Source organism: Gymnodinialimonas sp. 57CJ19, assembly GCF_038396845.1.
Taxonomy (GTDB): domain Bacteria; phylum Pseudomonadota; class Alphaproteobacteria; order Rhodobacterales; family Rhodobacteraceae; genus Gymnodinialimonas.
Window position 1 is genome coordinate 3,551,104 of sequence record NZ_CP151587.1, and the last position, 23,950, is coordinate 3,575,053.

Below are 23,950 nucleotides of genomic sequence, written 5' to 3' on the forward strand. Positions count from 1 at the left end.
ACGGCGAAATCGAATGTCGGAAAGAAGTGTCTCAGGACTGAGACAGGTGGGCCTAGTTTTCGCCCAGGCCCAGCCGTTTCATGCGGCGGTAAAGGGTCGCGCGGGCCACCCCAAGCTGTCGGGCGGCCTCGGACACGTTGCCGTTCGCCCGTGCCAGCGCCCGGATCACCGCAGCCCTTTCGGCGCGTTCAAACCCGGTCGGCCCGTCCTCGCGCCCCAGAATGTCAGAGGCGGGGCGTGCCTGAAGCGGCCCGGTGCCCGCCAATCCAAACGCCCGGCGGGCCTCGCGGGTGGCGCCGACCACAAGATCGTCGCGGTCAATCGCCAGCAGCGAGGCGGAATCGCCATCGTCACATTCCGCCACCACGATCCGGGCCGAGGCGAAAGCCGCGCGGAAGTTGGCCTCTTCAATCGCGCGGGCGGTTTGGGCGACCTGCGCGGCGATCAGGCGGTTGAACGCCTCGGTCTGATCGGCCCGCGCCGAGGACACATCAAGGGCGGCAACGATCTGTCCATTCACCCCGAAGATCGGCGCGTCGATGCAGCTCATCCCGATGTTGCGGGCGTGAAAATGCTCGTCTTGGTGGATGATGACCCGGCGCCGCTCGGTCAGGCAGGTGCCGATCCCGTTGGTTCCTTCGCGTTCCTCGCTCCAATCCGCGCCAGCACGCAGGCCCCAGACCTCGAAGGTGGGGGTGTCCGTATCGGACATGCGCTGATCCAGAATGACACCTTCCGCGTCGGTCAAAAGCACCGCGCAGCCCGATTGGCCGACCAGAGTATAGAGCGCGTCCAGCCGTGGCGCGGCCACCATCATGAATTGTTCATGGGCTTGCAAACGCTCCCGCAGGGCGGATTCCTCGATCAACTCGGGCGCACGGTCATTGTCCGGGTTCAGCCCATGTTTCAGAACCGAACGGTTCCAACTGGCCGCCACCTGCGACCGCGCAGCAGCCGACGCGGAACTGGTCGCTTCAAGGACTTTATCGGCATGGGACGTCTTGGACGGCATGGGCACCCCGCTGGGACTAGCCAGGGCAGTCTACGAATATTTGCTGCAAATGAAAGGAGGACGCTTGCCCTGATTGGCAAAGCCCCCCGCCCGCCGGGACCGTCAAGACGCGCCCCCAATCAGAGAGGACGCGCCCTGCCCCATGTCCAAAAACACTCACAGAACGACCCTGCCGTCCCAAGGGTCGGCAAGCCGGTTGAAAGCTCTGGCGCCTAGAGGTCTTTTACCAACCGAAGCGCGTCATAGATGGCGGCGTGGGTATTGCGCGCAGACACCGCATCGCCGATGCGGAACAGTTGAAACGTCCCATCGCCGTTACGCTCGATCGTTTGCGGCAAGCCTTCGATAAGCGCGTCGTGATCCACCGCCCCGCCGTTGGAGCTGAGCGGTTTGAGGTCGAAATAAAGATCATCCAACGGCAACGTCCCGTAGTTGACCACCACCTGATCCACATCCTGCGTGGTTGAATGGTCACTGTAATCGGTGCCGATCACCGCCGTCAGCTGGTTGCCGTTTCTCGCCACGTCCAGCAAGCGGCGCGTCACGGTAAAGGTCACGTCCTTGTCCTGGAGCGACCGCATATAGGGCACCAGGTTCATCGCCATAACGCCCGGCGCGAAAACCCGGTCCGGTGTCATCACCTCCACCGTGGACCCCGCTGCTGCGGCAATTTCGGCGGCCTGAAGGCCCGCGTGATCGCCACTTTCGTCATAGATCAGCACGTTCTTGGCCGGTTTCACATCGCCCGAGATGATGTCCCAGGAGGTCACGACATGGGCCGCGTCCTGACCTGTCTCGAACAACTCGGTGTTGGGCATGCCGCCGGTGGCGATAATCACCACATCGGGGTTGAGGGCCGTCACATCCTCCACCTCGGCCCATGCGTTGAAATGGAACGTCACATCGCGGGCGGCGCATTGGGCCATGCGCCAATCAATGATCGAGATCATCTCGCGCCGCCGTGCGCTTTGGGCCGTCAGGCGCACTTGCCCGCCGGGATCAGGCTGCGCCTCAAAGACGGTCACGTCATGGCCCCGCTCTGCCGCCACGCGGGCCGCCTCCAGCCCGGCCGGGCCTGCCCCCACGACCACGACTTTTCGCGTGTTATCAGCGGGTTGTATGGTGTGGGGCATGGTCAGCTCTCGCCCCGTTGCGGCGTTGTGAATGCACAAGGCGTCCCCCGCCTCGTAGATCCGGTCGAGGCAGTAGGTGGCCCCGACGCAGGGGCGGATATCATCCTCGCGCCCTTCCATGATCTTCTTGACCACGTGGGGGTCGGCCATATGGGCGCGGGTCATGCCAACCATATCCAAAAGCCCCGCCTCTACCGCGTGACGGGCGGTGGCCACGTCCGGAATTTTCGCCGCATGGAACGTGGGCATTCCCGTCAGTTTCTTGACCTGACCCGCGAAATCCAGATGCGGGGCGCTCTTCATGCCCTGGATCGGGATCAGATCGGTCATGGCCGGGTCCGTGTGGATACGCCCGCGCACCACGTTCAGGAAATCGAGCTGCCCCGTCTCGGCGAATGTTTGCGAGATCTTCAGCCCGTCTTCCGCCGTGATGCCGCCTTTCTGGGCCTCATCGGCGGTGTAGCGGAAGCCGACGATGAACCCGTCCCCCACCCGTTTGCGAATGGCCGCCAGAACATCCAGAGGGAACCGCATCCGGTTTTCCAGGGTGTCGGCGCCATATGGGCCCACCAGATCATTGGTCAGGGGCGACCAGAACTGGTCCAACAGGTGGCCGTAGACCTGCAATTCAATCCCATCCATGCCGCCTGCCTTCATCCGCTCGGCGGCATCGGCGAAGTCGTTGATAATGCGCTCGATATCCCAATCCTCGATCAGCTTGGGAAAGGCCCGATGTGCCGGTTCACGGTGTTTTGAGGACGAAACCGAGGGCAGCCAGTCGCCCTTGTTCCACGTGGTCCGCCGCCCCAGATGGGTCAGCTGGATCATCACCGCACAGCCATGTTCGTGGCACCCATCGGTCAGGTTCTTGATCCACGGCACCACCTCATCCTTATAGGCGAGGATATTGTTGAACACCGGCGGGCTGTCCTTGGAAACCGCCGCCGATCCTGCGGTCATGGCCAGCGCGACGCCCGCTTTTGCCCGTTCCTCATGATAGGCGCGGTAGCGATCCTTGGGCATGCCGTCTTCGGGATAGGCCGGTTCATGGCTGGTGGTCATGATCCGGTTTTTCAGGGTGAGATGTTTCAATTGGTAGGGTTGCAGCAGGGGATCTTTGGTCATTGAAAATCTCGCTATCTGTTGGCTGGGCGGCAATTTCGGCGGGCGCAGGCGACCTTGACTATGGGTGTCATGTCCCCACTTCCCGGAGCAATCAAAAAGTTGCACGCCTGGCCCCAAAAGGAGAGGGCGCTGCGCCCGGTTCCGCTGCGCCCGGGCGCTGTGATCAACACGCCCCGTACTGCGCGTGCCCCCCCCGAAACGATCCCGGCGCAACTGCCCGAGCGGTCTGGCCCTGCCTCAATTGACACGGGTCCACGCGGGGGGTTTACCCTCCACGACACTTCGAAAGGAACGCGCGTGGCACATCTGGGCATTGATATGGGCACTTCGGCAGTCAAGGTCTGCGTGACCGACGATGCGGGCGCGGTTGTGGCCACGTCCGAGGGGCCGCTGACCTCTCAACACCCGTTCACCGGCGCCAGCGAACAGGCGCCCGACGCTTGGATCGCCGCCCTTGGCGTGGCGATGGCGGGCTTGCCTGCCGGTTTGCGCGAAACGATCAAGGTCATCGGCCTGTCAGGCCAGATGCACGGCGCGGTCACCCTGGATGAGAGCCGCAAACCCCTGCGCCCCGCGATCCTGTGGAACGATGGCCGCGCCGTGGCCGAATGCGCCGCGATGGCCGCCGCTGTGCCCGACATCGGGCATATCACTGGCGTGCCTCCCATGCCCGGCTTCACCGCGCCCAAGCTGCTCTGGCTCAGCCACCACGAGCCAGAGGTGCACGCCCGTATCGCCCATGTGCTTTTGCCCAAGGATTATGTCGGACTTTACCTCCACGGAAACCTGGCGACAGACCCGTCCGATGCGGCCGGCACGTCGTGGTTTGACCAACATTCCGGCCAATGGTCGCAGGCTTTGTGCGATGCCTCCGCCACCGATATTGCTTGGCTGCCCCCTGTGCTGGCGGGCCACGCCGTGGCCGGACACCTCGGCGCTGATGCGGCCCTTGCCCTTGGCTTGCCCCAAGGCATTCCTGTGGCCACCGGGGCGGGCGATGGCGCGGCGGGGGCCGTGGGGATCGGGGCCGTTGCACCGGGTGATGGCTTCATCTCGCTTGGCACATCGGGGCAGGTCTTTGTGACCACCAAGACATGCGAGCCGAACCCCGAACGTCGCACCCACGCCTATGCCCACACCCTGCCCGGCCTTTGGTTTCAGATGGCCGCCATGTTGAACGGCGCGCGGCCGATGGCGTGGTTGGCAGCGCTGCTGCAACGCCCCATCGCCGATCTTCTAGAAGAAGCCGCAACGGCCACCCCCGGCCCGCTATTCCTGCCCTACCTGAGCGGAGAGCGTACCCCCCACGGCGACAACGACATCCGCGCGGGGTTTTGGGGCCTGTCCGAGACCACCACCCAAGGCACCATGATGCGCGCCGTGGTAGAGGCCATCGCCTTCACCTTCGCCGATGCTCAGGCCGCCATGGCCGCAGGCGGCGCAAAGCCCGACAGGCTTCTGGCCATCGGCGGCGGCACCCGCAGTGACTTCCTGTTGCAGATGATCGCCGACGTGATCCAAGTGCCCCTTGGGCGCAGCGATGCGGCCGAGGTTGGCCCCGCCCTGGGGGCCGCGCGTCTGGGGCAAATGGCCCTTGGCGCCGCGCCCTCCCATGTCGCCACCAAGCCCGAGGTCAGCCGCTGGTTCACCCCCGACCCGGCCCGCGCCGCCGAACTGGCGCCGCGCCTTGCGGGTTACCGCGCCCTCTATCCGGCACTGAAAGCCGTGGGCGCGGCAGTGGACGCCTAGATCACGCCGCGCTGGATCTGATCCTCTTCAATACTCTCGAACAGAGCCTTGAAGTTGCCCTCCCCAAAGCCGTCATCCCCTTTGCGCTGGATGAACTCGAAGAAGATCGGGCCGATCACGGTCTTGGAAAAGATCTGCAACAAGATCCGCGTCACGCCGCCGTCAACAACTCCTTCGCCGTCGATCAGGATGCCGTGCTGCTTCATGCGCTCCAACGGCTCTTCATGATTGTGCACGCGCTTGTGGCTCATGGCGTAGTAGGCGTCGGGCGGCGGTGGCATGAAGTCGATGCCATTGGCCGCGATCTGGTCCACGCTGTCGTAAATCGAATTGGTCGCCACGGCGATATGCTGGATACCTTCGCCCTTGTATTCATTGAGGTATTCTTCAATCTGCGAGGTGTCATCGGCGCTTTCGTTGATCGGAATACGGATCTTGCCGCAGGGCGAGGTCAGGGCCCGCGAAAACAGGCCCGTCTGCTTGCCCTTGATGTCAAAGAAGCGGATTTCCTTGAAGTTGAAAGCCTTGGCGTAGAAGTCATACCAAGTGGACATGTTCCCGCGCATCACGTTGTGGGTCAGGTGGTCGAGGTAATAGAACCCCGCGCCAAACGGCTTTGGGTCGGCCTCTGCAAGCCAGTCGAATTCGGCCTCATAGGGGCTTTGTTCGCCGTAGGTATCAATGAAGTAAAGAAGTGATCCGCCGATGCCGACGACCGCAGGCACGTCCATGGTTTTATCGTCGCCGGTATATTCCTCGGCCCCGTAGTCCACCGCGCATTTCAGCGCGTGGGCGGCATCAACGCAGCGCCACGCCATTGCCGGGGCGCAAGGGCCGTGATCTTGCACGAAACGGGCGGCGTGGGTGTTCGGCTCTCGGTTCAGGACATAGTTGATGTCGCCTTGACGATAGAGGCTGATATCGCGGGTCTTGTGCCGCGCCACCTCGGCGTAGCCCATGGCTTGGAACAGGGTTTCCAGCTCGGCCGGGTTGGGGTGGGCGAATTCGACAAACTCAAAGCCATCGGTGCCAGCCACATTGTTGGCGTCGATCACGGATTTCGGGGCGTCGTGGGGGAATGGTCCCATATCGGGTCTCCTGTTTTTGAACGTCGCGTGGAACGTGCCCTTCACGCAACAAACAAATCCCGGCCCGCGGGGCATGGACATCCTACGACGCCAAGCAGTTCCATCTGTAACAGATTCGCCGCCGCCCTCGCAAGTATCAGCGCTCGGACGTTTCCGCCCCCATGGCTGCGGATAATTCCGCCGCGGCCGCCATCACGGCGTCGGCAAAGGGGACCATCTGCGCCGCCGTCACCCGGCTGGCAGGGCCCGATACGCTGATACCTGCAACGGCTTCCTGGTTCAGGTCGAAAACCGGCGCCGCGATGCAGCGCATCCCCTCATTCTTTTCTTCATCGTCAAAGGCAAAGCCCCGGTCGCGCGTGGCCTCCAGATCAGCCCTGAGCGTGGCAGGTTCCGTCAGCGTCCGAGCGGTAAATTGATCCAACGGCGCCGTGGCGATCAACCGGGACAGGCGATCATCGCTCATCTGCGCAAGCAGGGCCTTTCCGATGCCGCTGGCATGCATGGGCGACAGCGTACCGGGCGCGAAAAAGGCGCGGATGGTGGCTGTTGTTTCGACCTGACTGACGAACAACACGCTGGAATCGCGCGCAATTCCAAGGTTTGCGGTTTCTCCCGTCACCTCCATCAATCGGCGCATGATGGGGCGGGCACGGTCCACCAGAGTCGTACGGCGCAGATAGCGGGCGCCGATGACAAAGGCCCGGGCGCCGATGTGCCAATGCTGCGCGGCGGGGTCGAACTCCACCAGCTTGCGCCCCTCCAACGTCACCAGAATGCGGTAGACGGTGGCGGGCGATTGGCTCAGGTCTTCGGCCAGACGAGACAGGGTCGCACCGGGGGTCTCGCTCAGATGTTCCAACACCTCCATCGCCCGGTCGAGGGACTTGATGGTGTTCTGCGCGGTCTTGTCATCCCAATCGCGCGGCCGCCCGCGCGCGCGCCGAGGCGGGGTTTTGTCAGGATCAGCCATGGGCATTCCACCGGATTTGAAATTCGATTTCACCATATGAAAAACAATGGCCATACGTAAAGAACTAATGGAACGTACCGCCCGCCTTCGTGAAAAACGATTTCAGAAACGTGCCGGACGTCCGAGGCGACGTCTACAGTGCCCCTGAACTGTCAAGGCCCCGCGGATCGACGCCATCGCAGTGCCAACCCAACACCAATCGCCACGCCTCAGGCTGTTCTAATACGGCCCGTGGCGTGGTAAGCTGGCTCAAATCACACCGGCAAACCGGGATCAAAGGGCGACGTGCAGCACCTCAAGAACACCTCAAAACATGGCGAAGTTCTGGCCGTGTCGATGATGAAAGACGAAGCGCCGTTCCTTCTGGAATGGTTCGCGCATCATCTGGCCGTGGGCTTCACCAATATCCTCGTCTACACCAACGATTGCAGCGACGGCACCGATACCATGCTGAAAAGGCTGGAGGAATTGGGCCTGGGCCACCACCGTGAGAACGTCATCGCGGAAGGGATCAAGCCGCAACCCTCGGCCCTGAAGCACGCGCAGATGGAGCCAATCGTGCGCCAGGCCGACTGGGTTTTGAACTTTGACGCCGATGAATTCCTCTGCATCCGCCACCCCTCGGGCAGTGTTGAGGGGATGATCGACGACGCCGTGGCTCAAGGGGCCAATGGCATTGTGATCACGTGGCGGATCTATGGCTCGGGCGGGGTGGTGGAATGGTCCCGCGCGCCCGTGACCGAGCAATATATCCGCGCCGCGCCGCCGCTCTGGAACAAGGGATGGGGGGTGAAAACCCTGTTCAAATTCGACCACCGCTATTGGAAACTCGGCATCCATCGCCCGTCGATCAAGAACAAGTGGCTGGAGACGGACTTTCCCGACACGGTGAAGTGGCTCAACGGCTCTGGCCGCCCGATGGAGGACTACTTCAAGTTCCGTGGCTGGCGCTCGATCCGGCGCACCGTGGGCTACGATTGGGCGCAGATGAACCACTACGCGGTGAAGTCGGTGGACAGCTACGCCGTGCGCAAGTTCCGCGGCAATGTGAACAACAAGAAAGACAAGTATAACAACGACTACTGGTCCTTGCAGGACCGCAACGAGGTGGAAGACAAAACCGCCATGTTGCACGCCGAAAAACGCGCCAAGATCATGGCAGAGCTGTTGAAAGATCCGGTCCTGCACGACCTGCATTTCGCCGCGCTGGACCGGGTGGAAGCCCGCCTTGACGAATACCGCCAGACCGAGGCCTATGCCCAATTGCGCGAAGGGTTAATCGAGGCCGGGAAGGTCCCCATCACCAAGATCGAGGCCAAGCCCCCCCAAGCCCGCGACCCCGCCAAGATCGCCGCCTTGATGAGCCGGGTGGAAAAGGAAGCCGCCGCCAAACCGATCGAGGAACGGCGCAACGACAATGTCGCCGGGTGGGCGGCCTCGGACGGCGATCCTTACGTGCAGGGCGACATCGACCTGAGCGGCGAAATCGGTCTGGAATGGGTGGCGAACCACGATATCGACCTGCCCGCCGACCCCCGTGTTTTTTCGCCCGAAAGCCTCGACGTGATCATTCTGGGCCGGTTTGAACGCCGCCACGCCCGCAATATCGCGGGCTACTTGGCCCATTGTCCCCGCGTGCTGGAAATCGGCGCGGGGATTGGGTTTATCGGCATGCGCACCGTAAAGATGAACGACGGCACGATCTATATGGCGCAAGACAGCCGCACCCCGCTGGTGGCCTATGGCCGGACGCTGGCCGAGCGGGCCGAGATCGCCAACGACCGCCTGAAATTCACCGATGGCCCGCTGATCTTCCCCTCCGACGGGCCGGATCAAGCCAGCGGGTTGGCCGCCTATCTGAAGGATTTCAACCCCGATGCCCTGCGCATTGGTCGCGCCGCTGACTTGCCCGCCGCACGCTTGGGCTCCCAAGACCTGAGCCGGCTCAAGCGGGTGATTATCCCCGTCGTCTCGGACGATCAGGCCGAGAAGTACCGCGCGGAATATACGCCGGTGCTGGCGGAAAAGGGCTTTGTGGAAGACGTCGAACGCGCGCCCTCGGGCTCTTTGCAATTCAATGGCACGCTATAGGCTGATTGGCCTTGGCGTGGGGGGCTACGCTGGCCTACTCTGCCGCAAAAGGGGCATGCAGTGACGAATAATTCCGATGAAGATGAGGGCCTGACCGCCAGCCACGGCGTGGTGTTGCGGGCGAAAAATGGCGATGTCATTCGCTACGACCCCTCGGGGCTGGTGTTGCGGTTGGCCGACCGTGTGGTCGAGGATTTGGCCCTGCGCCTGCCCGATCGCGGGCCATCTCAGGCGCAAGCCACCCCGGTCGAGGCCGCCGAGCTTCCCGACGGCATTGACGCTTGGGACGGGCGCCGCGACGGCGATTGGCTCACCTTCACCGCAAGGCTGCCCGGCGACCAGGGCGTGCGCGGCTTCCGCAAGCATGGCGACGGCGGCGATATCATCGCGGAAACTAGCGGGCCGCTTCTGGGTATCCTTGGCGTCGGCGGCGCAAGGGCCGCCTTGGCCAGCCGCGAACCCGCCCGCTATCCGCAACACATCGTGGCCCCCGCCGATGATATCGGCGCCGTGGGGCACGCGGGGATCGAGACGGCAAAGCCGCTGGATCGGCTGGAACATCTGCGCGAAATGACCCTGGAGGCGCTGACCGCGCAGGCCATTCTTGACTGGCGCATGGCTGATTTCGGCCCCCTGCCCCTGTTCGTCACAAGGGTCGAGACGGACGCCGCCACCACCTCGGCCGAATTGGCCAAAGGCCGCGCGGTAGAAAACCTGTTGATCGCCGCCAGGAACCTGAAAGACGCCGCCGCCCTGATGGGGAAGAAGGCGAAGGTCTTGGCCGTCACGCTCGACTTCGCGCTCGAAGATCACTCCGACAGCGCCGCCGCCTACCGCGACGGGATGCTCGCCACCATGGAAGCCATCAGCGCGGGGCTTTGGGCGCTAGGCTTCGACAAGCCGCTGTTCGTGGCAAAGTTCGAATCCGGTCTGCCGGGGATTGCGCCCGGCCCAGCGCTCGATGGGCAATGGGAGCTTGGCTGGTCCCACGGGGACCACCGCCTGATCCACTCGGCCCCCGCCTATATGTTCGCCTTGGATGACTACGACCGCCCCACCGACACCGCCCGTACGCAGCAAGCCGAGATGACCGCCTCAGCCATCGCCGAGGCCGCCACGTGGAAATGCCCCACCCTGCATCTGGCCGAGGTGGAGGGCACCGTTTTGCGCGTCGCCGCCCGTGCCAACGGGCCGCTGGTGGTGGACAGGGCCGATCCCTTCAATGCCGGGGAAAACGCCGGGTTCAGCCTTGCGGGCTGCACCAACGGGGCCGAGATTACCGACATCTCCGTGGCCGAGGATGATCCGCAAACCGTGCTGATCGCCCTTTCCAAGGCGCCCGAAGGCCCCGACTTGCGCCTGATCTACGCCGCCAACGGCCCCGGCGCGGTGCGCGATGATTGGCACCTTGTCAGTGTCACGGGCGTCACCTTGCATCGCTGGGCGCTACCCGCGCAGCTTCCCATCAACGGGGGCCGCCATGCTTGAGCTGGACCACAACCTGCCCCCCGGCGTGCTCTGCTCGGCGGAACCCGACGCGGTGAAATCGGCCCTCAAGGGAAGCCAGTGGTGGCACGGCGCAACCGCGCAGATGGAGCAGAACCCGGACACGGGCGCGGTATCCCTTTGGCGCACCCTCATTGGCGGCCCGCCCGCCGAGCCTACCGAACCAAACGAGGACAACGGCCAGATCGGAGAGGTCGATACCCTCATGGGCCTGCAATGCCGTGCGGGCGTTCATTGCGGCATGGTGGCCGAAGACGCCGCCCCCGATGCGGCCACTGCCAGCCTCGCCGTGCGCTTCTATACGCCGCCGGGCACAGACGCGCGGACCCTGTTTGCGCTGAACGCCACGCGGGCGGGCAACTACCTGTTCCTGTCGGAAACAGGCGGCGTGCTGACCGCGAAAGACGATCAGGGGCGAGCCTCGGTCGATCTGCCCTGCCCCGACAAGGACGCGCCGCGCCTGGCGATCGTGTCGCTGTTCGGCGACCAACTGGCGCTAGCGATGGGGCCGAACCGGGTGGACGCGAAGGCCAGCGAAGGCATCCTTCAGGGGGCGGCCAGCCTGTTTATCGGATGCCGGAACCAACGCCCCAAACTGTTCAAGACATTGGGCGGCGCCTTGATCCTTGACCTGTGGCTGTTCCCGGGGCGGGCGCTCTTGCACTCCGACGCGCCGGCTGACGCGAAGGCCCTCGCCGCGCTCAAGCGCCACCACCTATGGGCCGCCGCATGACCTTCACCCCCGACAGCATCAAAGACGGCAACATCTGCGTCATCTGGGTCGATGACATGATCGACGTCTACACCTGGCGCAAAACCTTCGGGCTGGAGATCCAGACCCCCAACCTTGATCGCCTGATGGCCGAGGGCGTGCGCTTCTCCAACGCCTACGCCACCGTGCCGCTCTGCGCGCCGTGTCGGGCGGAACTGGCCACCGGGATTTCCCCCTTCCGCTCAGGCCTCGTGGACCTCAACCGCTTCTGGCGCGATGCCTATCCGCCCGAGAAAGCCTGGGCCTACGACCTGCGCCGGGCGGGCTTCTACACCTTCACAACCGGCAAAGTTGACAGCAATTACAAGCCGATGCCCGAGGAATACCGCCGCATCCTCTTCCATGAGGACGCCCTGGCCGAAGACAAAGGCAAGCGCCGCAACGTCCATGCCTACCTGGACAAGGGCCCCGGCATCAAAGGCGTGAACCACCCCAACGACAAAGGCGAATACGACCACACGTTCTTCGACAACCGCGTGGCGCAAAACGCCATCGACCACCTCTCGCGCGCGGATCCGTCCCGACGCCAGCTGATCCAGCTCGGCTTCAAGCACCCCCACTACAACCTCGTCGCGCCCGACCGTTTCTACGCCCAGTATGACACCGACGACATCGTCTGGCCCTCCATCGCCGCGCCCGAGGATTACTTCGGCCCGCAACCCGGTTTCGCCGTTTACGAGGCCGCCTATATCGCCAACGGCCCCTGGACGCCCGAAAAGGCCGGCGACAATGCATGGCGGCAGGTCGTGCGCGCCTACTTCGCCTGTATCTCCCATGTGGATCACGAAATCGGGCGCTTCATGGATGCGCTCCGTGCCTCTCCCATGGCCGAAAACACCACGGTGATCTTCCTGTCCGACAACGGCTTCAACCTTGGCAACCACGACAGTTTTCACAAGATGTCCCAATGGGATAGCGCCGCCCACATCCCCCTTGGCATGTGGCACGCAGGGCTGGAACCGCGGGTCGAGCCGCTGCCCGTCAGCCTCCACAACATCCCCAAGACGATCATGGAACTGGCGGGCCTGCCCCCGCGCCCGGACTGGACCTCCGGGCAATCGCTGCTGCCGCTGATCGACCCCAGCTTCGGCAGCTATGACGCCACCAAATCCCCCATCACCTGCGTCTTCGGCACCCTCTCCGTGCGCCCCTCCGTCGAGGGCCTCTCCCAGTACCGCTACTTCCGCTATCCCAACGGCGAGGAACACGTCTACGACCTGGAAAACGACCCCGGAGAGACCCAGAACCTCGCCGACAGCGCCCCTATCAACGCGCTCCGCGATGAGTTGACCCGTGGCGCGCTGGACCTCGGCCTCGACCTGCGCGGGTTTGAGAACCCGGCCGAGGGCGTCAACGCGATGATGGCTGTGGACGGCTCTGTCGTGCTTGCGGGGGGCCGCGCAGATAACGATTACTGGGCCTACGGCGCGGACGCCGAGAAGATCCAAGAGGACAAGGACGGCGGCACCGATACGCTCTGGTACATGGCGGGGCCGGATGACTACATCCTCCACTGCCCTGCAAACGTTGAGAAAATTCGCATCGCCACCGTGGTGTCCCGCAAGGAGGAAGGCGCAGGCACAGGCCCCCAGCCCGAGGGCAAGCGCCTCCAGATCGTCGCGCACCCTGACAGCCCGATCCATTTCGAGACGTCCGAGAGGGTCGAGATTGACGTGAAGGGCTCGGACGGCGACGACGTGATGATCGGCCCCAAGCACGGCTCTGCCACCTTCTACGGCGGCAAGGGTAACGACACGATGATCGCCAAGGCCAAACAGGGCAACCGCCGCCACGGCTTCTACGGGGAAGAGGGCAACGATACGCTTTACGGCGGCCCCGGCCGCGACACGCTGGACGGCGGCACCGGGGATGATGAAATCCACGGTAACGCGGGCCGCAACCATATCTACGGCGGCCACGGCAACGATGTCATTTATGACGGCGAGGGCGCCTCCACCATCGACGCAGGCCCCGGCCAGAACGCGCTACACATTGGCGACGGCGACCATGAAATCGCCACCGGCGCAGGCGTCACCCGCATCACGCCGGAGGCAGGCGCCAAAATCTTCAAGCCGGCCTATGGCGGCGTCACCATCATCGCGCAATGGCACGAAGACCAACGATACGACCTCAGCGCCTGGCCTAGCACCCCCATCGTACAAAAGATCGCTTCAGACACTTGGCGCGTTCGCAGTGGTCTCTCAATCCTGGAGATCACAGGCGTCGCAGACGGCACTAGCGTAAGCGCACAGGTGATCTAGGCTCGCGTCTTGGATCAGCTGGTGTAGGGGGTCGAAGCGAACGGCGGAATGGAGACAAAATGGAAATCCTGAATTTCCTCAAGTCCCAGTCAATATCGCATATAAAAAGCCCGGTATCATAATGAAACGATGCCGGGCTTTTCACAAGAACAGTGATCGATTTAGGTGCGTTTCTTCCGACGAGCAGCAACACCACCGCCGAGCAGCAACCCACCAAGCAACAAACCCGAGGCCGGCAGAGGAACAGGCGCGGCATCTGCGAGATCAGCGTAGCTAAGTTCGAATGTACCAGAGTCGCCGGCAAAACCGTCGATATTGAACCAATACTGTGTTCCACTTGTGGTCGCGAAATTTACAAGGGACGAAAAACCCGACCCTCCATCATCGTCGTAATCAACTACGCTCAGGCTTGAAAGGTTGAAACCATCGTAGCCAGAATACACCCAGATCTGGGTGTCATAATCCGTCGCAGGGTTCGACGTCGATACCTCAGCATTGGCGCCCGTTCCGAAAAAGGTGAACCAAACGTCGTTATCGATGCCCCCATAATTACCAGCGGGCGCGCCGGACGCGGTGGCGCCGGTCACATCTTGGATGTAACTTCCAGTGCCCGTCAGGAGGATTGAGCCATCGATATCGTCGTTGATCGGGACAGCATATGCTGCTGTCGCTCCCACAAGCATCGCGGCAGGCAGCGCCGCAAAAAGAGCCTTCAAAGAAATTGTCATTTTTTTTGTCCCAAATTTTAAAACGGGTTTACTTTAACACATTGTTAACATTGAGCAACGATTCGCACGATCTTCGCAGTCCATGGCGGAGCGGAACCCGTTAGCGAGCGGGAAAAGTGCCCGTGTAAAGTTCCCGTGGCATGAATTGACCCAACAGTTGATTTCGCGAGCGCAACGAATAACAAATTTGACGGACCACATTTCGCCCCTCCCCTTAGGAGGGAATTGAACGGCAGCTTTGTCCCGCATAACCGACATTCGCTCCCGCAAAGACTCGGCGTCAACGGTGCAGCGGCGGAGGAACTGCACCATTGCGGGCTACCTCATCGCTGCAAAATCACTCATTCCTTTGCGCCTATTCTGAATTATATTACAAATCAATACCTTAAACCCCTGCTCAAGCTTGAGCACACCCGCCACACCTCTAAAATTCTCTGCCAAAACCCTTTGCCAAGGGCCGCGAAAAAGGCGACACTGGCCGCAATCAAGCGCGAACAAATTCGCCTCGCATCGAGCAAAAAAGGCCAACCCATGGACCTCAACAGACGCCCCGTCGCCTCTCTCTGGATCGGCGAGAGCCTGCAATATCTCAACCAGCTCTGCCTGAAATCCCACCTGCGCCACGGCCATCCGGTGACGCTTTACTGCACCGACGAAGTGACCAACGCCCCCGAAGGCGTGGTGGTCAAACCCGCCACCGATATCATGGACATCCCCATGGACATCGTGGAAGCAACCTCGGCCTCGTTCCTCTCCAACGTCTTCCGCTACAAGATGATCCAGCAGACAGGCGCCATCTGGATCGACTGCGACGCCTTCTGCCACGCCCCGTTCCCGGACGAGTGGGAGCATATCTACGCCGGCCACGGCATGCGCGGGGCGCTGAATTGCGGCGTCGTCGGCATCCCCCAGAAGGGCGAGTTGATGGACCAACTGCTCGACTACTACGACAACCTGCCCGACTATCCGCCCTGGTGGAATCCACGCCAGCGCAAACGGATGGACCGCCAGGACAGCAACCTGCCGCTCGCCGTGCGGATCTACAAGACCGAGCGGACAGCCTTCGGCCCGCAAGCCTTCACCCATTTCGCGCGCCAGACGGGCGACATCGACAAGGCTATGACCTCGGACGTTCTCTACCCGGTGCCGTTCCAGCTGAACGACATCTTCTACGACCCCCATGGCCGGGTTGAGGGCTGGTTCTCCGAGAATACCGTCTCCGTCCACCTCTACACCAACGGCACCAAGCCCTGGTGGCGCAAGAATGCCCCGCTGGAGAACTCCTACGCCTGGCGCATGTGCCAGGAGGTCGGCATCACGCCCGAGGACGCGCTGGAGTGAACGATATGCAAGCCGTTCCGCCCCCCGCCCCAGCGCTGGATTTTGATCCGGACCGCCCGATCAATTGGACCCCGTCGTGGCACGATGATGTGACGCTGGTCCCTTGGGTCGAGGGCGGCGACCGTGGCGCCCGCCGCGCGGCGGGCCTGTTTGATGCGCAGGGCACCTTCCTGCCCGAAGGCCATTGCTGGCGCTATGACACCGGGCCGATCACATTGGAACCCGCCTTCCCGACATCGGAACAAGCGCCTGAGCGTCTGGTGGGCCGGTGGCTCTATGGTGGGCTGTTCTATGGCCACTTCGGCCACTTCCTGTGCGAAACGACGTCCAGACTTTGGGCGCTGGATGCTTTGGGCCCCATCGCGGGCATCGTATTTCTACCCAAACAGCATCTGACCCACGAGCGGCGGCATTTCCGCCATCAACTCCCGTTCTTCGCCGCCATGGGGCTGGACGATACGAAGGTCACCTTCCGCGTCCCGCAACAGCCCGTTATCATTGATCAATTGGCCATCCCCGAACCGGGCTTTGGCATCGGCAACATGATCAAGGGCCGCCCCGAATACCGCCAATTTATGCAATCGACCCTTGGGGCCGATGTGGCGGCACAAGGTGGGCAGGATCTCTATATTTCCCGCTCGCAACTGCCCTCCAAACGCGGCTCTGTATTGCTTGAAACACTGATCGAGACGCGGATGGAAAAGGCCGGTTACAGCATTTTCCACCCTCAGAACCATGACATCACGGAACAAATCGCCGCCTACAAGGCCGCGCGCCGGATCGTGTCGCTGGATGCCTCGTCCCTGCATCTGGCCGCTATGGTTGTTTCTCCTGATACCAAGGTGGCCATCATCAATCGCGGCCCGACCAATAATATCGAAGACTACGTCGCCCAGTTCACCAGCTGGCAAGGCCGCGCCCCCACAAGGATCGAGGCGGTTTCGGGCGTCTATGGCCCCGAGGGACGCCGCACCAAAAAGCGCGAGGCCCACGCGGCATTGTCATTCCCCGCCATTGGGGCCGCGTTGGCCAAAGACGGGTTCCTGCCCGCCGCCACCAAGTGGACCGCGCCCACCAAACTCCAGACCACAAAGGCGGTAGCGGCCCTGTCTGAACGGGTCGGCGAAACGCTCACCTTCCAAAGCATCGAAGGCTAGAAGATATGGCCAAAGAGTTCCTCTGCGCCCTGACCCATGTGCGCCACGAAAGCTACTTCCTTCAGAAGTGGATCGACTACTACGGCCCCATCGTGGGCGGGCGTGAAAACCTTTATGTTGTGATCGACGGCGACGATTGGGAACCCGATGTGGACCTGACAGGCATCACCGTAGAGGTGTTGCTGGATGCCCCGCGCCGCCGGATCAAGAACGATCAATTCATGGCCAAGGCCATGTCCGGCCGCGCCAATCGGCTGCGCAAACGCTACGAATACGTTATTCGCGGCGATGTGGATGAATACGTGGTGATTGACCCCGACACGGGCATTGATTGGCCCGATGCCTTTGCCGAATTGGGCGATCACGGCTACATCTTCGCGCTCGGTTGCGACGTGGTGCAAGCGGCCTCGGAAACGACACCGGTGGACCCGACGCAGCCAATTCTGGGGCAGCGGAAGGCAGGGTTCATCGCCGATCGCTATTCCAAACCCTTCGTCATCAACCGCTGGTCGAACTGGGCTGGCGGCGCCCATCGCCTGTTGAATCGACCCGTGCGCATGTCCGAGCATTTCGTCCTGTTCCACCTCGCCTTGGCCGACCAGGGCTTGGCCCAAGCCCGCATGGATGCACGCGGCGGCACCCAACAACACAACAGCTTCGTCGGCCATCAAACGGACCGCCTGAATGCCATCGCCGATGCCGGTCTGGCCGAGCCGATAGACTGGCCCGAGGCCCGCGCCATCGGCCTTGCGGAATTCCCGATCGAGCCCGACACCGCAGAGCCCGCAAAGCGCCCGCGCCCCTCGCGAGATCCGCGCAACCGCGAACAGGGCCTGCCCGTCCAGATCCCCGCCCGTTTCCACGGATTGCTCTAGTCCCATGGGTTTCACCGTCGCCACAATCGCGCGGGAACCTTGGCCGATCCTGGATCGGTTTTTGCGTTGGCATCTGGATCAGGGGGCCGACAAGATCGTCCTGTTTCTTGACGATCCCGATGATCCCTCACTCCCCCGCTTGCAGGGGGAGCCGCGCATCGACGCCCGCCCCTGCACGCCCGCCTTCTGGGCCAGCCTGCGCCTGAAGCCCGACGCCCGCTTCACACGCCGCCAACGGGGCGTGTTGGGCCAAGCTTACCGAGAGTTATCAGACGGTTGGCTACTGGTTCTTGATGCTGACGAGTTGATGTGGATGCAAGACCGCCCCATCGCGCAAGCCTTGGACAGTCTGCCCGAGGACGCCCAATCCCTGCGCGTGCGCAGCGCCGAACAGGTGCGCCTGCCCGACGGGTCCGAGGCCTTCCGCACCCCCATCGAGCGTGCCGCCGTGGACCGTGTCTACGGCGAGAAATCCAACCTCCTGCGGGCGCGTTTCGGCCTCACGTATCACCCCGAAGGCAAAAGCTTTCACCGCGCCGGGCAAGAGGGGCTGAACATGAAGCTCCATTGGGCCCAGGACGCCCAGGGCCACAGAACGCCCGGCCCTGTTTGGGGCGCCAGCGAGCGCGCCTACCTTCTGCATTACGCGGCCCCCACATACGCACGCTGGCGTGAAAAGGTCGCGTGGCGCGCCGGGGCCCATGGCTTCGTGGTCCCCGTGAAAGAACGCGTGGCCGAGATCGCCGAGAGCGCTGATCCCGAAGCAGGCTACCGCGCCCTGTTCGACACGTTGCATGCCCTGACCGATCCCCAGGCCGAGGCGCTCGCCGCCGAAGGTGGCCTTTTGCGGCACGGCCCGGAGGGCTGAAACCATGGCCGGTCGCACCATCGTCACGATGATGAAGGACGAAGCGCCCTTCGCGCTCCATTGGATCGCCCACCACCGCCTGATCGGCTTTGACCGGATCGTCGTGTTCACCAACGATTGCAGCGATGGCACCGATGCGATCCTCGACCGTCTGGCCGCCATGGGCGAGGTCATTCACCACCGCAACAAGGTGCCCCTTGGCGGCAAGCCGCAACCCCTCGCCCTGCGCCGCGCGCTGAAACTGCCCGAGGTGGTGGAAAGCGACTGGATCATCGCCTTGGACGTGGATGAATACGTGACCGTGAAACGCGGCAAAGGCCACCTGGATGACCTCTTCGCCACGGCGCCCGAGGCCGACGGCTTCGCCCTGACGTGGCGGATGATGGGCGGCAACGGGTTGACCGCTTGGACAAATACCCCCGTGACCGAGGCCTACACCCGCAGCGCCCCAGACCGGTTTCGCAAGGGATGGGGGGTGAAAACCCTGTTCCGCCCCTTCGACAACATGAAACTGGGCATCCACCGCCCCACCGTCAAAGGCCGCGACAAGCACGCTCTGCATCGGCTGAATTGGGTCAACGGCTCAGCCAAACCCATGACCCGGGCCTTCAAGGACGGCATGTGGCGGTCTTCCTTGGCAACCCTCGGCTACGCCCACGCGGAAATCGCCCATTTCGCCACCCAAAGCGCCGAGGCGTTTCTGCGCCGCGCCGCCCGTGGCAACGTCAATGCCAAGCCCGATAAATACGACCCCACCTACTACGCTATCTTCGACCGGAACGAGGCCCCCCACACCCACCTGCTCTCCCACGCCGCGGCGACGCAATCGCGTGTCGCCCAATACCTCGACGACCCCGCCCTCAGCGCCCTGATCGAGCAGGCCGCTCACTGGCACGCCAAGGCCCTTACGGCCCTGCGCGCCGCGCCCCCCTACGCCGCGAAAATGGCGGCGCTGAAAACCGCCTCGCAATCCAACTTTGATAGCCTCGATGACATTCTCTTCCCCCAACCCCTCGCTCCTCAGGGCAAGGAGATGGTCGCGAAAATGCAGGCCGAAGGCATCCCCGACCTTCAAATCGCCCGCGCCGTCGCCAAATCCGTGCGCCGCATGGAAGACCAGCGCGATGCCCGCGATGCCCGTGAACTGCTCTCCAAAGGCGTCACGCCCGATTATGGCACGTGGCGCTAGCAGGCCCTTTCACCTTTTTACAAATATCGAATCCCGCCCCCGCAGCCCACACCGCCGATCGCGGCCCCTATCACGTCATCCCAACCTGCGAGGGCTGTGTCAGTTGGACTTGTCGCCAGGAACGCCCGGCAAAGGCAGGATCGGCACGCCATCCTCGATCAACGCGCGCGCCTCATCGGGCTTGGCCTGCCCGTAAATGGGCTTTTCCGGCTTATCGCCCAAATACATGGCCCGAGCCTCCCGAGCGAAGTTGCCGCCCACATCGGTGGAGGTCTTCTCCACATGCTCCCGAAGCGCGCGCAGCGCCGCTTCAGCCGGATGTGGCGGGGCCGATAAGGGGCGCTGCTCTGACCCGGCGGGCTCCGCCCCATCAGGGGCACCTTCCCCCGTTACGCGTGGCGCCATCATCGCTTTGGTCACATCGCCGCCGCCGCAGATCGCGCAGCTCAACAGGCCCCTGTCGGCCAGGCCGTCAAAGGCTTCCGCCGATTGGAACCAGCTTTCAAACCTGTGGCCTTCGCCACATTTCATCGCGTATCTGATCATGATCTTTTGAATCTATGCCAATTCCGGCACGCTGCAAGGGCCAGGAGCCATTCTCTTGCCGCTACTTCAGTCGATCCAGCGAGAACGTCGCAATCAACTGGCGCAGGTCCTTTTCCTCTACCTTGGTCGCAGCCTTCTTCAGGCTGAACCACTTCCGTCGGCGTTCGCCCGCCTCTGGAAAATCCTCTTCCAGCTTTTTTACCTTTACCGCGAAGACCGCAACAATCACGGGCAACGTCAGGTCTTTGCTCATCCACTTGCGGTAAGAGTATAGTCCCAAACACGTGTCGTAGGCCTTTCCTATGGCCCCCGCTTCTTCCCAGACCTCCTGGGCGGCGGCCTCGGCTGGGGTCATGCCATCCATGGGCCAGCCTTTGGGAATGATCCACCGTTTGGTTTCCCTCGACGTGACCAGTAGGACCTCGATCCGTTTGCCATTTTTGCCCTTCACCACACGGAACGGCAGGCCCGCGAACTGGGTGCGCGGATCGCGTTTCGACTCCGCTTGGATACGAAGGGGGCGTTGTGGGTTGGCGTCTGGGTCGACGGGCGTCGTGCTGGTGTTCATGCCCGTTGTGATGTCATGGCCGCCAAGGGGACGCAATTACCCCCCGCCCCCACTCCGACCAACCGTTGCAGCAGCGCGATACCCGCGCGCGCCGCGTACGGCTTTTTCAAGACGTCAGGGGCGGCGCAATTTCTCTAGGTAAAAGACTCGGGATTGACAAATCCGACTCATTTAGTCAGAAATATCTCAACCGCTCGCCAATGGAGAAGACCATGTCCTTTCAAGCCCGTATGACCGACCCGGACCGCACGCCTCCCGCCGTTCGCCCTCCCAGCGAGCCTATCTATGACGCGCAACGCCTTGTGGGCGCGGCGGGCACCGCTTTGATCGTTCTGGACGATAAGACCTATACGCTGCGCATCACCCGTGCGGGCAAACTGATCCTCACAAAATGACCGCCCAAGGCGCGTCAGAACACGAAGCGCCAGATGTTGTTAGAGCCGAATTCCGCCAGTAACAGCAGCGCAAAAACCACCCGCCAGCGCCAATCCGGCACCCGCCACCACAAAAGCGCGACCAGCGCGATGCAAAACGCCAATTCGGTCGGTCCGACCCAGTTGGCGTGGTGGTGCCTGTCCCAATAGCTGACCGGGCTGTCAAAGATCCAACGGCTAAGCGGCCAGAAATGCGCCCGACCGTCGCCCGCGTGCAGCGGGAAATCAAAGGCGATATGCACCAGCGCGGCGCCGCTGAAGGCGATCAGCACCCGCCAGCCTTGCCAAAGGGCAAGCGCAAAAACGCCCCCCCAAAGAATGAACGAATTGTCGACGGCAAAGACCGTCTGCCACGTGTCGGAGTAATAGAGCTCTCCAAACACCACCCGCGCCTCGGTGCCCGCAATCAGCAGGTGCCATCCCACCATCAGGTAAAGCGACAGGTCCGGCATCAGCCCTCCCGCCAGGGCGGCGGCAAGGGTCCAGCGGTGTTCAGGCTTGCCGAACGCAGCAGCCCCGAAAATCAGATGTGCGGGCGTATTCATCGCGCCACCGTGCCGCTTACGTGCTGCAAGGGAAAGCGCTTACGAACAACGGGCAGCCTTTAGACGAACACGAACTCGATACCATAGGGCTGACTACCCGCGTAATCGGTGTGCACATAGACATAGAGCTGCCCGTTCACGGTACGAAATTCAACGTTGGTATAGTTGCCTTGGGTGTGTGTCGTGGAAAAGAAGACCGAGCCATAAGTCACCCGCACCCGCGCCAATTGCCCTGCCCGAACAGGCAGATAGTAGCATTGCGATTGGTGCGCATTGGCATGGCCGTGGACCGTGTGGGCATATGCCCCGCGTGGGAAATGGACCTGCTGGCAGCCATGGCCCGTGGCCTGAGCCTGCATCGGGGCAAGGGTGGCCGTGACGGTGGAAATAGCCAAAGCGGCAACGGTGAGGAAGGAACGGAACATAGGGGCCTCGTGAAAAAGCAGCGGTTTGAATGCCGCCAGCCTACACGGGATGGCCCAAAGCGCCAAAATGAAAAACCCCGCCGGATTGGGCGGGGTTTTCTGACTTGATCGGCTTGGCCTTAATCGACTTTCGGCAGCAACGCATCGAGCGAGGCTTTCGCGTCGCCGTAGAACATGCGTGTGTTCTCTTTGAAGAACAGCGGGTTCTCGATGCCCGAATAGCCCGTACCCTGGCCCCGCTTGGACACGAAGACCTGCTTGGCCTTCCAGCATTCCAGAACCGGCATACCGGCGATGGGGCTGTTGGGGTCGTCTTGAGCCGCAGGGTTCACGATGTCGTTGGAGCCGATAACGATGGCGACATCCGTATCCGGGAAGTCATCGTTGATCTCGTCCATCTCCAGGACGATGTCGTAAGGCACCTTCGCCTCGGCCAGCAGCACGTTCATGTGGCCGGGCAAGCGGCCCGCCACGGGGTGGATTGCGAAGCGCACCTCTTTGCCCGCAGCACGCAGCTTGCGGGTCAGTTCCGACACCGCTTGCTGTGCTTGTGCCACCGCCATGCCGTAGCCGGGGATGATGATGATGCTGTCGGCCTCGTTCAGCGCCGCCGCCACGCCGTCGGCGTCGATGGCGATTTGCTCGCCCTCCACGGCCATCTGCTCGCCCGCAGGGCCGCCAAAGCCGCCCAGGATGACGCTCACGAAGCTGCGGTTCATCGCCTTGCACATGATGTAGCTGAGGATCGCCCCGGAGGAACCGACCAACGCGCCCACAACAATCAGCAGATCGTTGCCAAGCGAGAAGCCGATCGCCGCTGCTGCCCAACCTGAGTAGCTGTTGAGCATGGAGACAACCACAGGCATGTCCGCGCCACCGATGCCCATGATCAGGTGGTAGCCGATGAACAGCGCCGCCAAGGTCATCAGGAACAGCGGGAAGAAGCCGCCCGTGTTGCAGTACCAGATCAGCGTCAGCAAAGAGAGAGCCGCCGCTGCGATGTTCAGCATATGGCCGCCGGGCAGTTTCGTCGCCGCGCTGTCCACACGGCCCGCCAGTTTGCCGTAGGCAATGACAGAGCCGGTGAAGGTCACGGCACCGATGAAGACGCCCAGGAACAGCTCGACCCGCAGGATCGAGATCTCGACCCCGGATTTATGCGCCAGAAGGCCCGCGAAACCGGTCAGCGCGTCGCGCGTCTCGGCGTCCATGCCCATGACACGGCCCAACTCGATATGGGCGATATAGCCCACAAAGACCGCCGCCAGACCCACGAGAGAGTGCATGGCCGCCACCAATTCGGGCATTTGCGTCATCTGCACCTTGGTGGCCAGTTGGTAGCCAATGGCCCCGCCCGCTGCGATCATGATGATCGACAGAAGCCAATAGCCTGCGCCGGGGCCCACAAGGGTTGCCGCCACAGCCAAAGCCATGCCCGCAATGCCGTACCATACGGCTCGTTTCGCGCTCTCCTGCCCGGACAGACCGCCCAAAGACAGGATGAAGAGGATTGCCGCGACCACATAAGCCGCTGTTGTGAAACCGAATTCCATAATCCCGCCCC

General features: G+C 62.7%; 21 protein-coding genes. 11 read left to right on the forward strand and 10 right to left on the reverse strand.

The window, feature by feature from the left end; translation table 11 throughout:
- Positions 1-52 precede the first annotated feature (52 nt).
- Entirely contained in the window at positions 53-1,012 is a 960-nt protein-coding gene (locus tag AADW23_RS17265) for a GAF domain-containing protein (RefSeq protein ID WP_341862183.1), read from the reverse strand.
- A gap of 212 nt (positions 1,013-1,224) precedes the next feature.
- Positions 1,225-3,270, reverse strand: a complete 2,046-nt coding sequence (locus AADW23_RS17270; protein WP_341862184.1) for an NADH:flavin oxidoreductase — start codon at positions 3,268-3,270, stop codon at positions 1,225-1,227.
- 297 nt (positions 3,271-3,567) lie between these two features.
- On the opposite strand from AADW23_RS17270, the gene xylB reads away from it, so the two are divergent.
- On the forward strand, positions 3,568-5,019 hold the full coding sequence (gene xylB / locus AADW23_RS17275; RefSeq protein WP_341862185.1) for a xylulokinase: 1,452 nt from the start codon (positions 3,568-3,570) through the stop codon (positions 5,017-5,019).
- On the opposite strand, the gene hppD is transcribed toward xylB, so the two are convergent.
- Together hppD and bhcR are read right to left on the reverse strand one after the other, a co-directional pair.
- Positions 5,016-6,107, reverse strand: a complete 1,092-nt coding sequence (gene hppD / locus AADW23_RS17280) for a 4-hydroxyphenylpyruvate dioxygenase (protein WP_341862186.1) — start codon at positions 6,105-6,107, stop codon at positions 5,016-5,018. The genes xylB and hppD overlap by 4 nt on opposite strands.
- A 136-nt stretch (positions 6,108-6,243) precedes the next feature.
- The gene (gene bhcR / locus AADW23_RS17285) at positions 6,244-7,086 is read right to left on the reverse strand and encodes an HTH-type transcriptional regulator BhcR (RefSeq protein ID WP_341864352.1); all 843 of its coding nucleotides are present in this window, start codon (positions 7,084-7,086) and stop codon (positions 6,244-6,246) included.
- A gap of 279 nt (positions 7,087-7,365) precedes the next feature.
- Here bhcR and AADW23_RS17290 point away from each other — a divergent pair, with 279 nt between their 5' ends.
- The 4 genes from AADW23_RS17290 to AADW23_RS17305 are packed head-to-tail and all read left to right on the forward strand — an operon-like array spanning position 7,366 to position 13,710.
- The gene (locus tag AADW23_RS17290; protein ID WP_341862187.1) at positions 7,366-9,171 is read left to right on the forward strand and encodes a glycosyltransferase family 2 protein; all 1,806 of its coding nucleotides are present in this window, start codon (positions 7,366-7,368) and stop codon (positions 9,169-9,171) included.
- A 60-nt stretch (positions 9,172-9,231) separates the two neighbouring features.
- Positions 9,232-10,659 carry a hypothetical protein gene (locus AADW23_RS17295; protein WP_341862188.1) on the forward strand — a complete coding sequence of 476 codons (1,428 nt, stop codon included), beginning with the start codon at positions 9,232-9,234 and terminating at the stop codon, positions 10,657-10,659.
- Entirely contained in the window at positions 10,652-11,410 is a 759-nt protein-coding gene (locus AADW23_RS17300; protein ID WP_341862189.1) for a hypothetical protein, read from the forward strand. The genes AADW23_RS17295 and AADW23_RS17300 overlap by 8 nt, the downstream gene beginning before the upstream one ends.
- Entirely contained in the window at positions 11,407-13,710 is a 2,304-nt protein-coding gene (locus AADW23_RS17305) for a sulfatase-like hydrolase/transferase (RefSeq protein WP_341862190.1), read from the forward strand. Before AADW23_RS17300 ends, AADW23_RS17305 begins: the two co-directional genes overlap by 4 nt.
- A 161-nt stretch (positions 13,711-13,871) precedes the next feature.
- Here the strand turns inward: AADW23_RS17305 and AADW23_RS17310 are convergent, their stop codons facing one another.
- A complete protein-coding gene (locus AADW23_RS17310; RefSeq protein WP_341862191.1) occupies positions 13,872-14,438 on the reverse strand; it encodes a hypothetical protein in 567 nt (188 codons plus the stop codon).
- A 531-nt stretch (positions 14,439-14,969) separates the two neighbouring features.
- Here AADW23_RS17310 and AADW23_RS17315 point away from each other — a divergent pair.
- From AADW23_RS17315 to AADW23_RS17335, 5 genes are read left to right on the forward strand one after another with little or no spacing between them, the layout of a single operon-like run.
- A complete protein-coding gene (locus AADW23_RS17315; RefSeq protein WP_341862192.1) occupies positions 14,970-15,779 on the forward strand; it encodes a hypothetical protein in 810 nt (269 codons plus the stop codon).
- Between the two features lie 5 nt (positions 15,780-15,784).
- Positions 15,785-16,936: a glycosyltransferase 61 family protein gene (locus AADW23_RS17320; RefSeq protein ID WP_341864353.1), complete on the forward strand. Its 1,152-nt coding sequence runs from the start codon at positions 15,785-15,787 to the stop codon at positions 16,934-16,936.
- A gap of 5 nt (positions 16,937-16,941) precedes the next feature.
- A complete protein-coding gene (locus tag AADW23_RS17325) occupies positions 16,942-17,811 on the forward strand; it encodes a hypothetical protein (RefSeq protein ID WP_341862193.1) in 870 nt (289 codons plus the stop codon).
- A 4-nt stretch (positions 17,812-17,815) separates the two neighbouring features.
- Positions 17,816-18,679 carry a glycosyltransferase family 2 protein gene (locus AADW23_RS17330; RefSeq protein ID WP_341862194.1) on the forward strand — a complete coding sequence of 288 codons (864 nt, stop codon included), beginning with the start codon at positions 17,816-17,818 and terminating at the stop codon, positions 18,677-18,679.
- 4 nt (positions 18,680-18,683) lie between these two features.
- On the forward strand, positions 18,684-19,868 hold the full coding sequence (locus tag AADW23_RS17335) for a glycosyltransferase family 2 protein (RefSeq protein WP_341862195.1): 1,185 nt from the start codon (positions 18,684-18,686) through the stop codon (positions 19,866-19,868).
- Positions 19,869-19,967: 99 nt separating this feature from the next.
- Here AADW23_RS17335 and AADW23_RS17340 read toward each other — a convergent pair whose 3' ends face one another.
- Positions 19,968-20,414 (reverse strand): DUF1178 family protein, encoded by a 447-nt coding sequence (locus tag AADW23_RS17340; protein WP_341862196.1) that lies wholly within the window; start codon positions 20,412-20,414, stop codon positions 19,968-19,970.
- 61 nt (positions 20,415-20,475) lie between these two features.
- Positions 20,476-20,982 (reverse strand): NUDIX hydrolase, encoded by a 507-nt coding sequence (locus AADW23_RS17345; protein ID WP_341862197.1) that lies wholly within the window; start codon positions 20,980-20,982, stop codon positions 20,476-20,478.
- A 212-nt stretch (positions 20,983-21,194) separates the two neighbouring features.
- Here AADW23_RS17345 and AADW23_RS17350 point away from each other — a divergent pair, with 212 nt between their 5' ends.
- A complete protein-coding gene (locus tag AADW23_RS17350) occupies positions 21,195-21,377 on the forward strand; it encodes a hemin uptake protein HemP (protein WP_341862198.1) in 183 nt (60 codons plus the stop codon).
- Between the two features lie 14 nt (positions 21,378-21,391).
- Here AADW23_RS17350 and AADW23_RS17355 read toward each other — a convergent pair whose 3' ends face one another.
- From AADW23_RS17355 to AADW23_RS17365, 3 genes are all read right to left on the reverse strand, one after another.
- Positions 21,392-21,961: a cobalamin biosynthesis protein CobQ gene (locus AADW23_RS17355; RefSeq protein WP_341862199.1), complete on the reverse strand. Its 570-nt coding sequence runs from the start codon at positions 21,959-21,961 to the stop codon at positions 21,392-21,394.
- Positions 21,962-22,020: 59 nt separating this feature from the next.
- Positions 22,021-22,386, reverse strand: a complete 366-nt coding sequence (locus AADW23_RS17360; protein WP_341862200.1) for a hypothetical protein — start codon at positions 22,384-22,386, stop codon at positions 22,021-22,023.
- A 119-nt stretch (positions 22,387-22,505) separates the two neighbouring features.
- Positions 22,506-23,939 (reverse strand): NAD(P)(+) transhydrogenase (Re/Si-specific) subunit beta, encoded by a 1,434-nt coding sequence (locus AADW23_RS17365; protein WP_341862201.1) that lies wholly within the window; start codon positions 23,937-23,939, stop codon positions 22,506-22,508.
- Positions 23,940-23,950 lie beyond the last annotated feature (11 nt).

Bases quoted from the DNA above. Each gene is read 5' to 3' on its own strand.
- AADW23_RS17265 (WP_341862183.1), bottom strand. From the start codon at position 1,012: ATGCCGTCCAAGACGTCCCATGCCGATAAAGTCCTTGAAGCGACCAGT.
- AADW23_RS17270 (WP_341862184.1), bottom strand. From the start codon at position 3,270: ATGACCAAAGATCCCCTGCTGCAACCCTACCAATTGAAACATCTCACC.
- hppD (WP_341862186.1), bottom strand. From the start codon at position 6,107: ATGGGACCATTCCCCCACGACGCCCCGAAATCCGTGATCGACGCCAAC.
- bhcR (WP_341864352.1), bottom strand. From the start codon at position 7,086: ATGCCCATGGCTGATCCTGACAAAACCCCGCCTCGGCGCGCGCGCGGG.
- AADW23_RS17300 (WP_341862189.1), top strand. From the start codon at position 10,652: ATGCTTGAGCTGGACCACAACCTGCCCCCCGGCGTGCTCTGCTCGGCG.
- AADW23_RS17305 (WP_341862190.1), top strand. From the start codon at position 11,407: ATGACCTTCACCCCCGACAGCATCAAAGACGGCAACATCTGCGTCATC.
- AADW23_RS17310 (WP_341862191.1), bottom strand. From the start codon at position 14,438: ATGACAATTTCTTTGAAGGCTCTTTTTGCGGCGCTGCCTGCCGCGATG.
- AADW23_RS17315 (WP_341862192.1), top strand. From the start codon at position 14,970: ATGGACCTCAACAGACGCCCCGTCGCCTCTCTCTGGATCGGCGAGAGC.
- AADW23_RS17320 (WP_341864353.1), top strand. From the start codon at position 15,785: ATGCAAGCCGTTCCGCCCCCCGCCCCAGCGCTGGATTTTGATCCGGAC.
- AADW23_RS17325 (WP_341862193.1), top strand. From the start codon at position 16,942: ATGGCCAAAGAGTTCCTCTGCGCCCTGACCCATGTGCGCCACGAAAGC.
- AADW23_RS17330 (WP_341862194.1), top strand. From the start codon at position 17,816: ATGGGTTTCACCGTCGCCACAATCGCGCGGGAACCTTGGCCGATCCTG.
- AADW23_RS17335 (WP_341862195.1), top strand. From the start codon at position 18,684: ATGGCCGGTCGCACCATCGTCACGATGATGAAGGACGAAGCGCCCTTC.
- AADW23_RS17340 (WP_341862196.1), bottom strand. From the start codon at position 20,414: ATGATCAGATACGCGATGAAATGTGGCGAAGGCCACAGGTTTGAAAGC.
- AADW23_RS17345 (WP_341862197.1), bottom strand. From the start codon at position 20,982: ATGAACACCAGCACGACGCCCGTCGACCCAGACGCCAACCCACAACGC.
- AADW23_RS17350 (WP_341862198.1), top strand. From the start codon at position 21,195: ATGTCCTTTCAAGCCCGTATGACCGACCCGGACCGCACGCCTCCCGCC.
- AADW23_RS17355 (WP_341862199.1), bottom strand. From the start codon at position 21,961: ATGAATACGCCCGCACATCTGATTTTCGGGGCTGCTGCGTTCGGCAAG.
- AADW23_RS17360 (WP_341862200.1), bottom strand. From the start codon at position 22,386: ATGTTCCGTTCCTTCCTCACCGTTGCCGCTTTGGCTATTTCCACCGTC.
- AADW23_RS17365 (WP_341862201.1), bottom strand. From the start codon at position 23,939: ATGGAATTCGGTTTCACAACAGCGGCTTATGTGGTCGCGGCAATCCTC.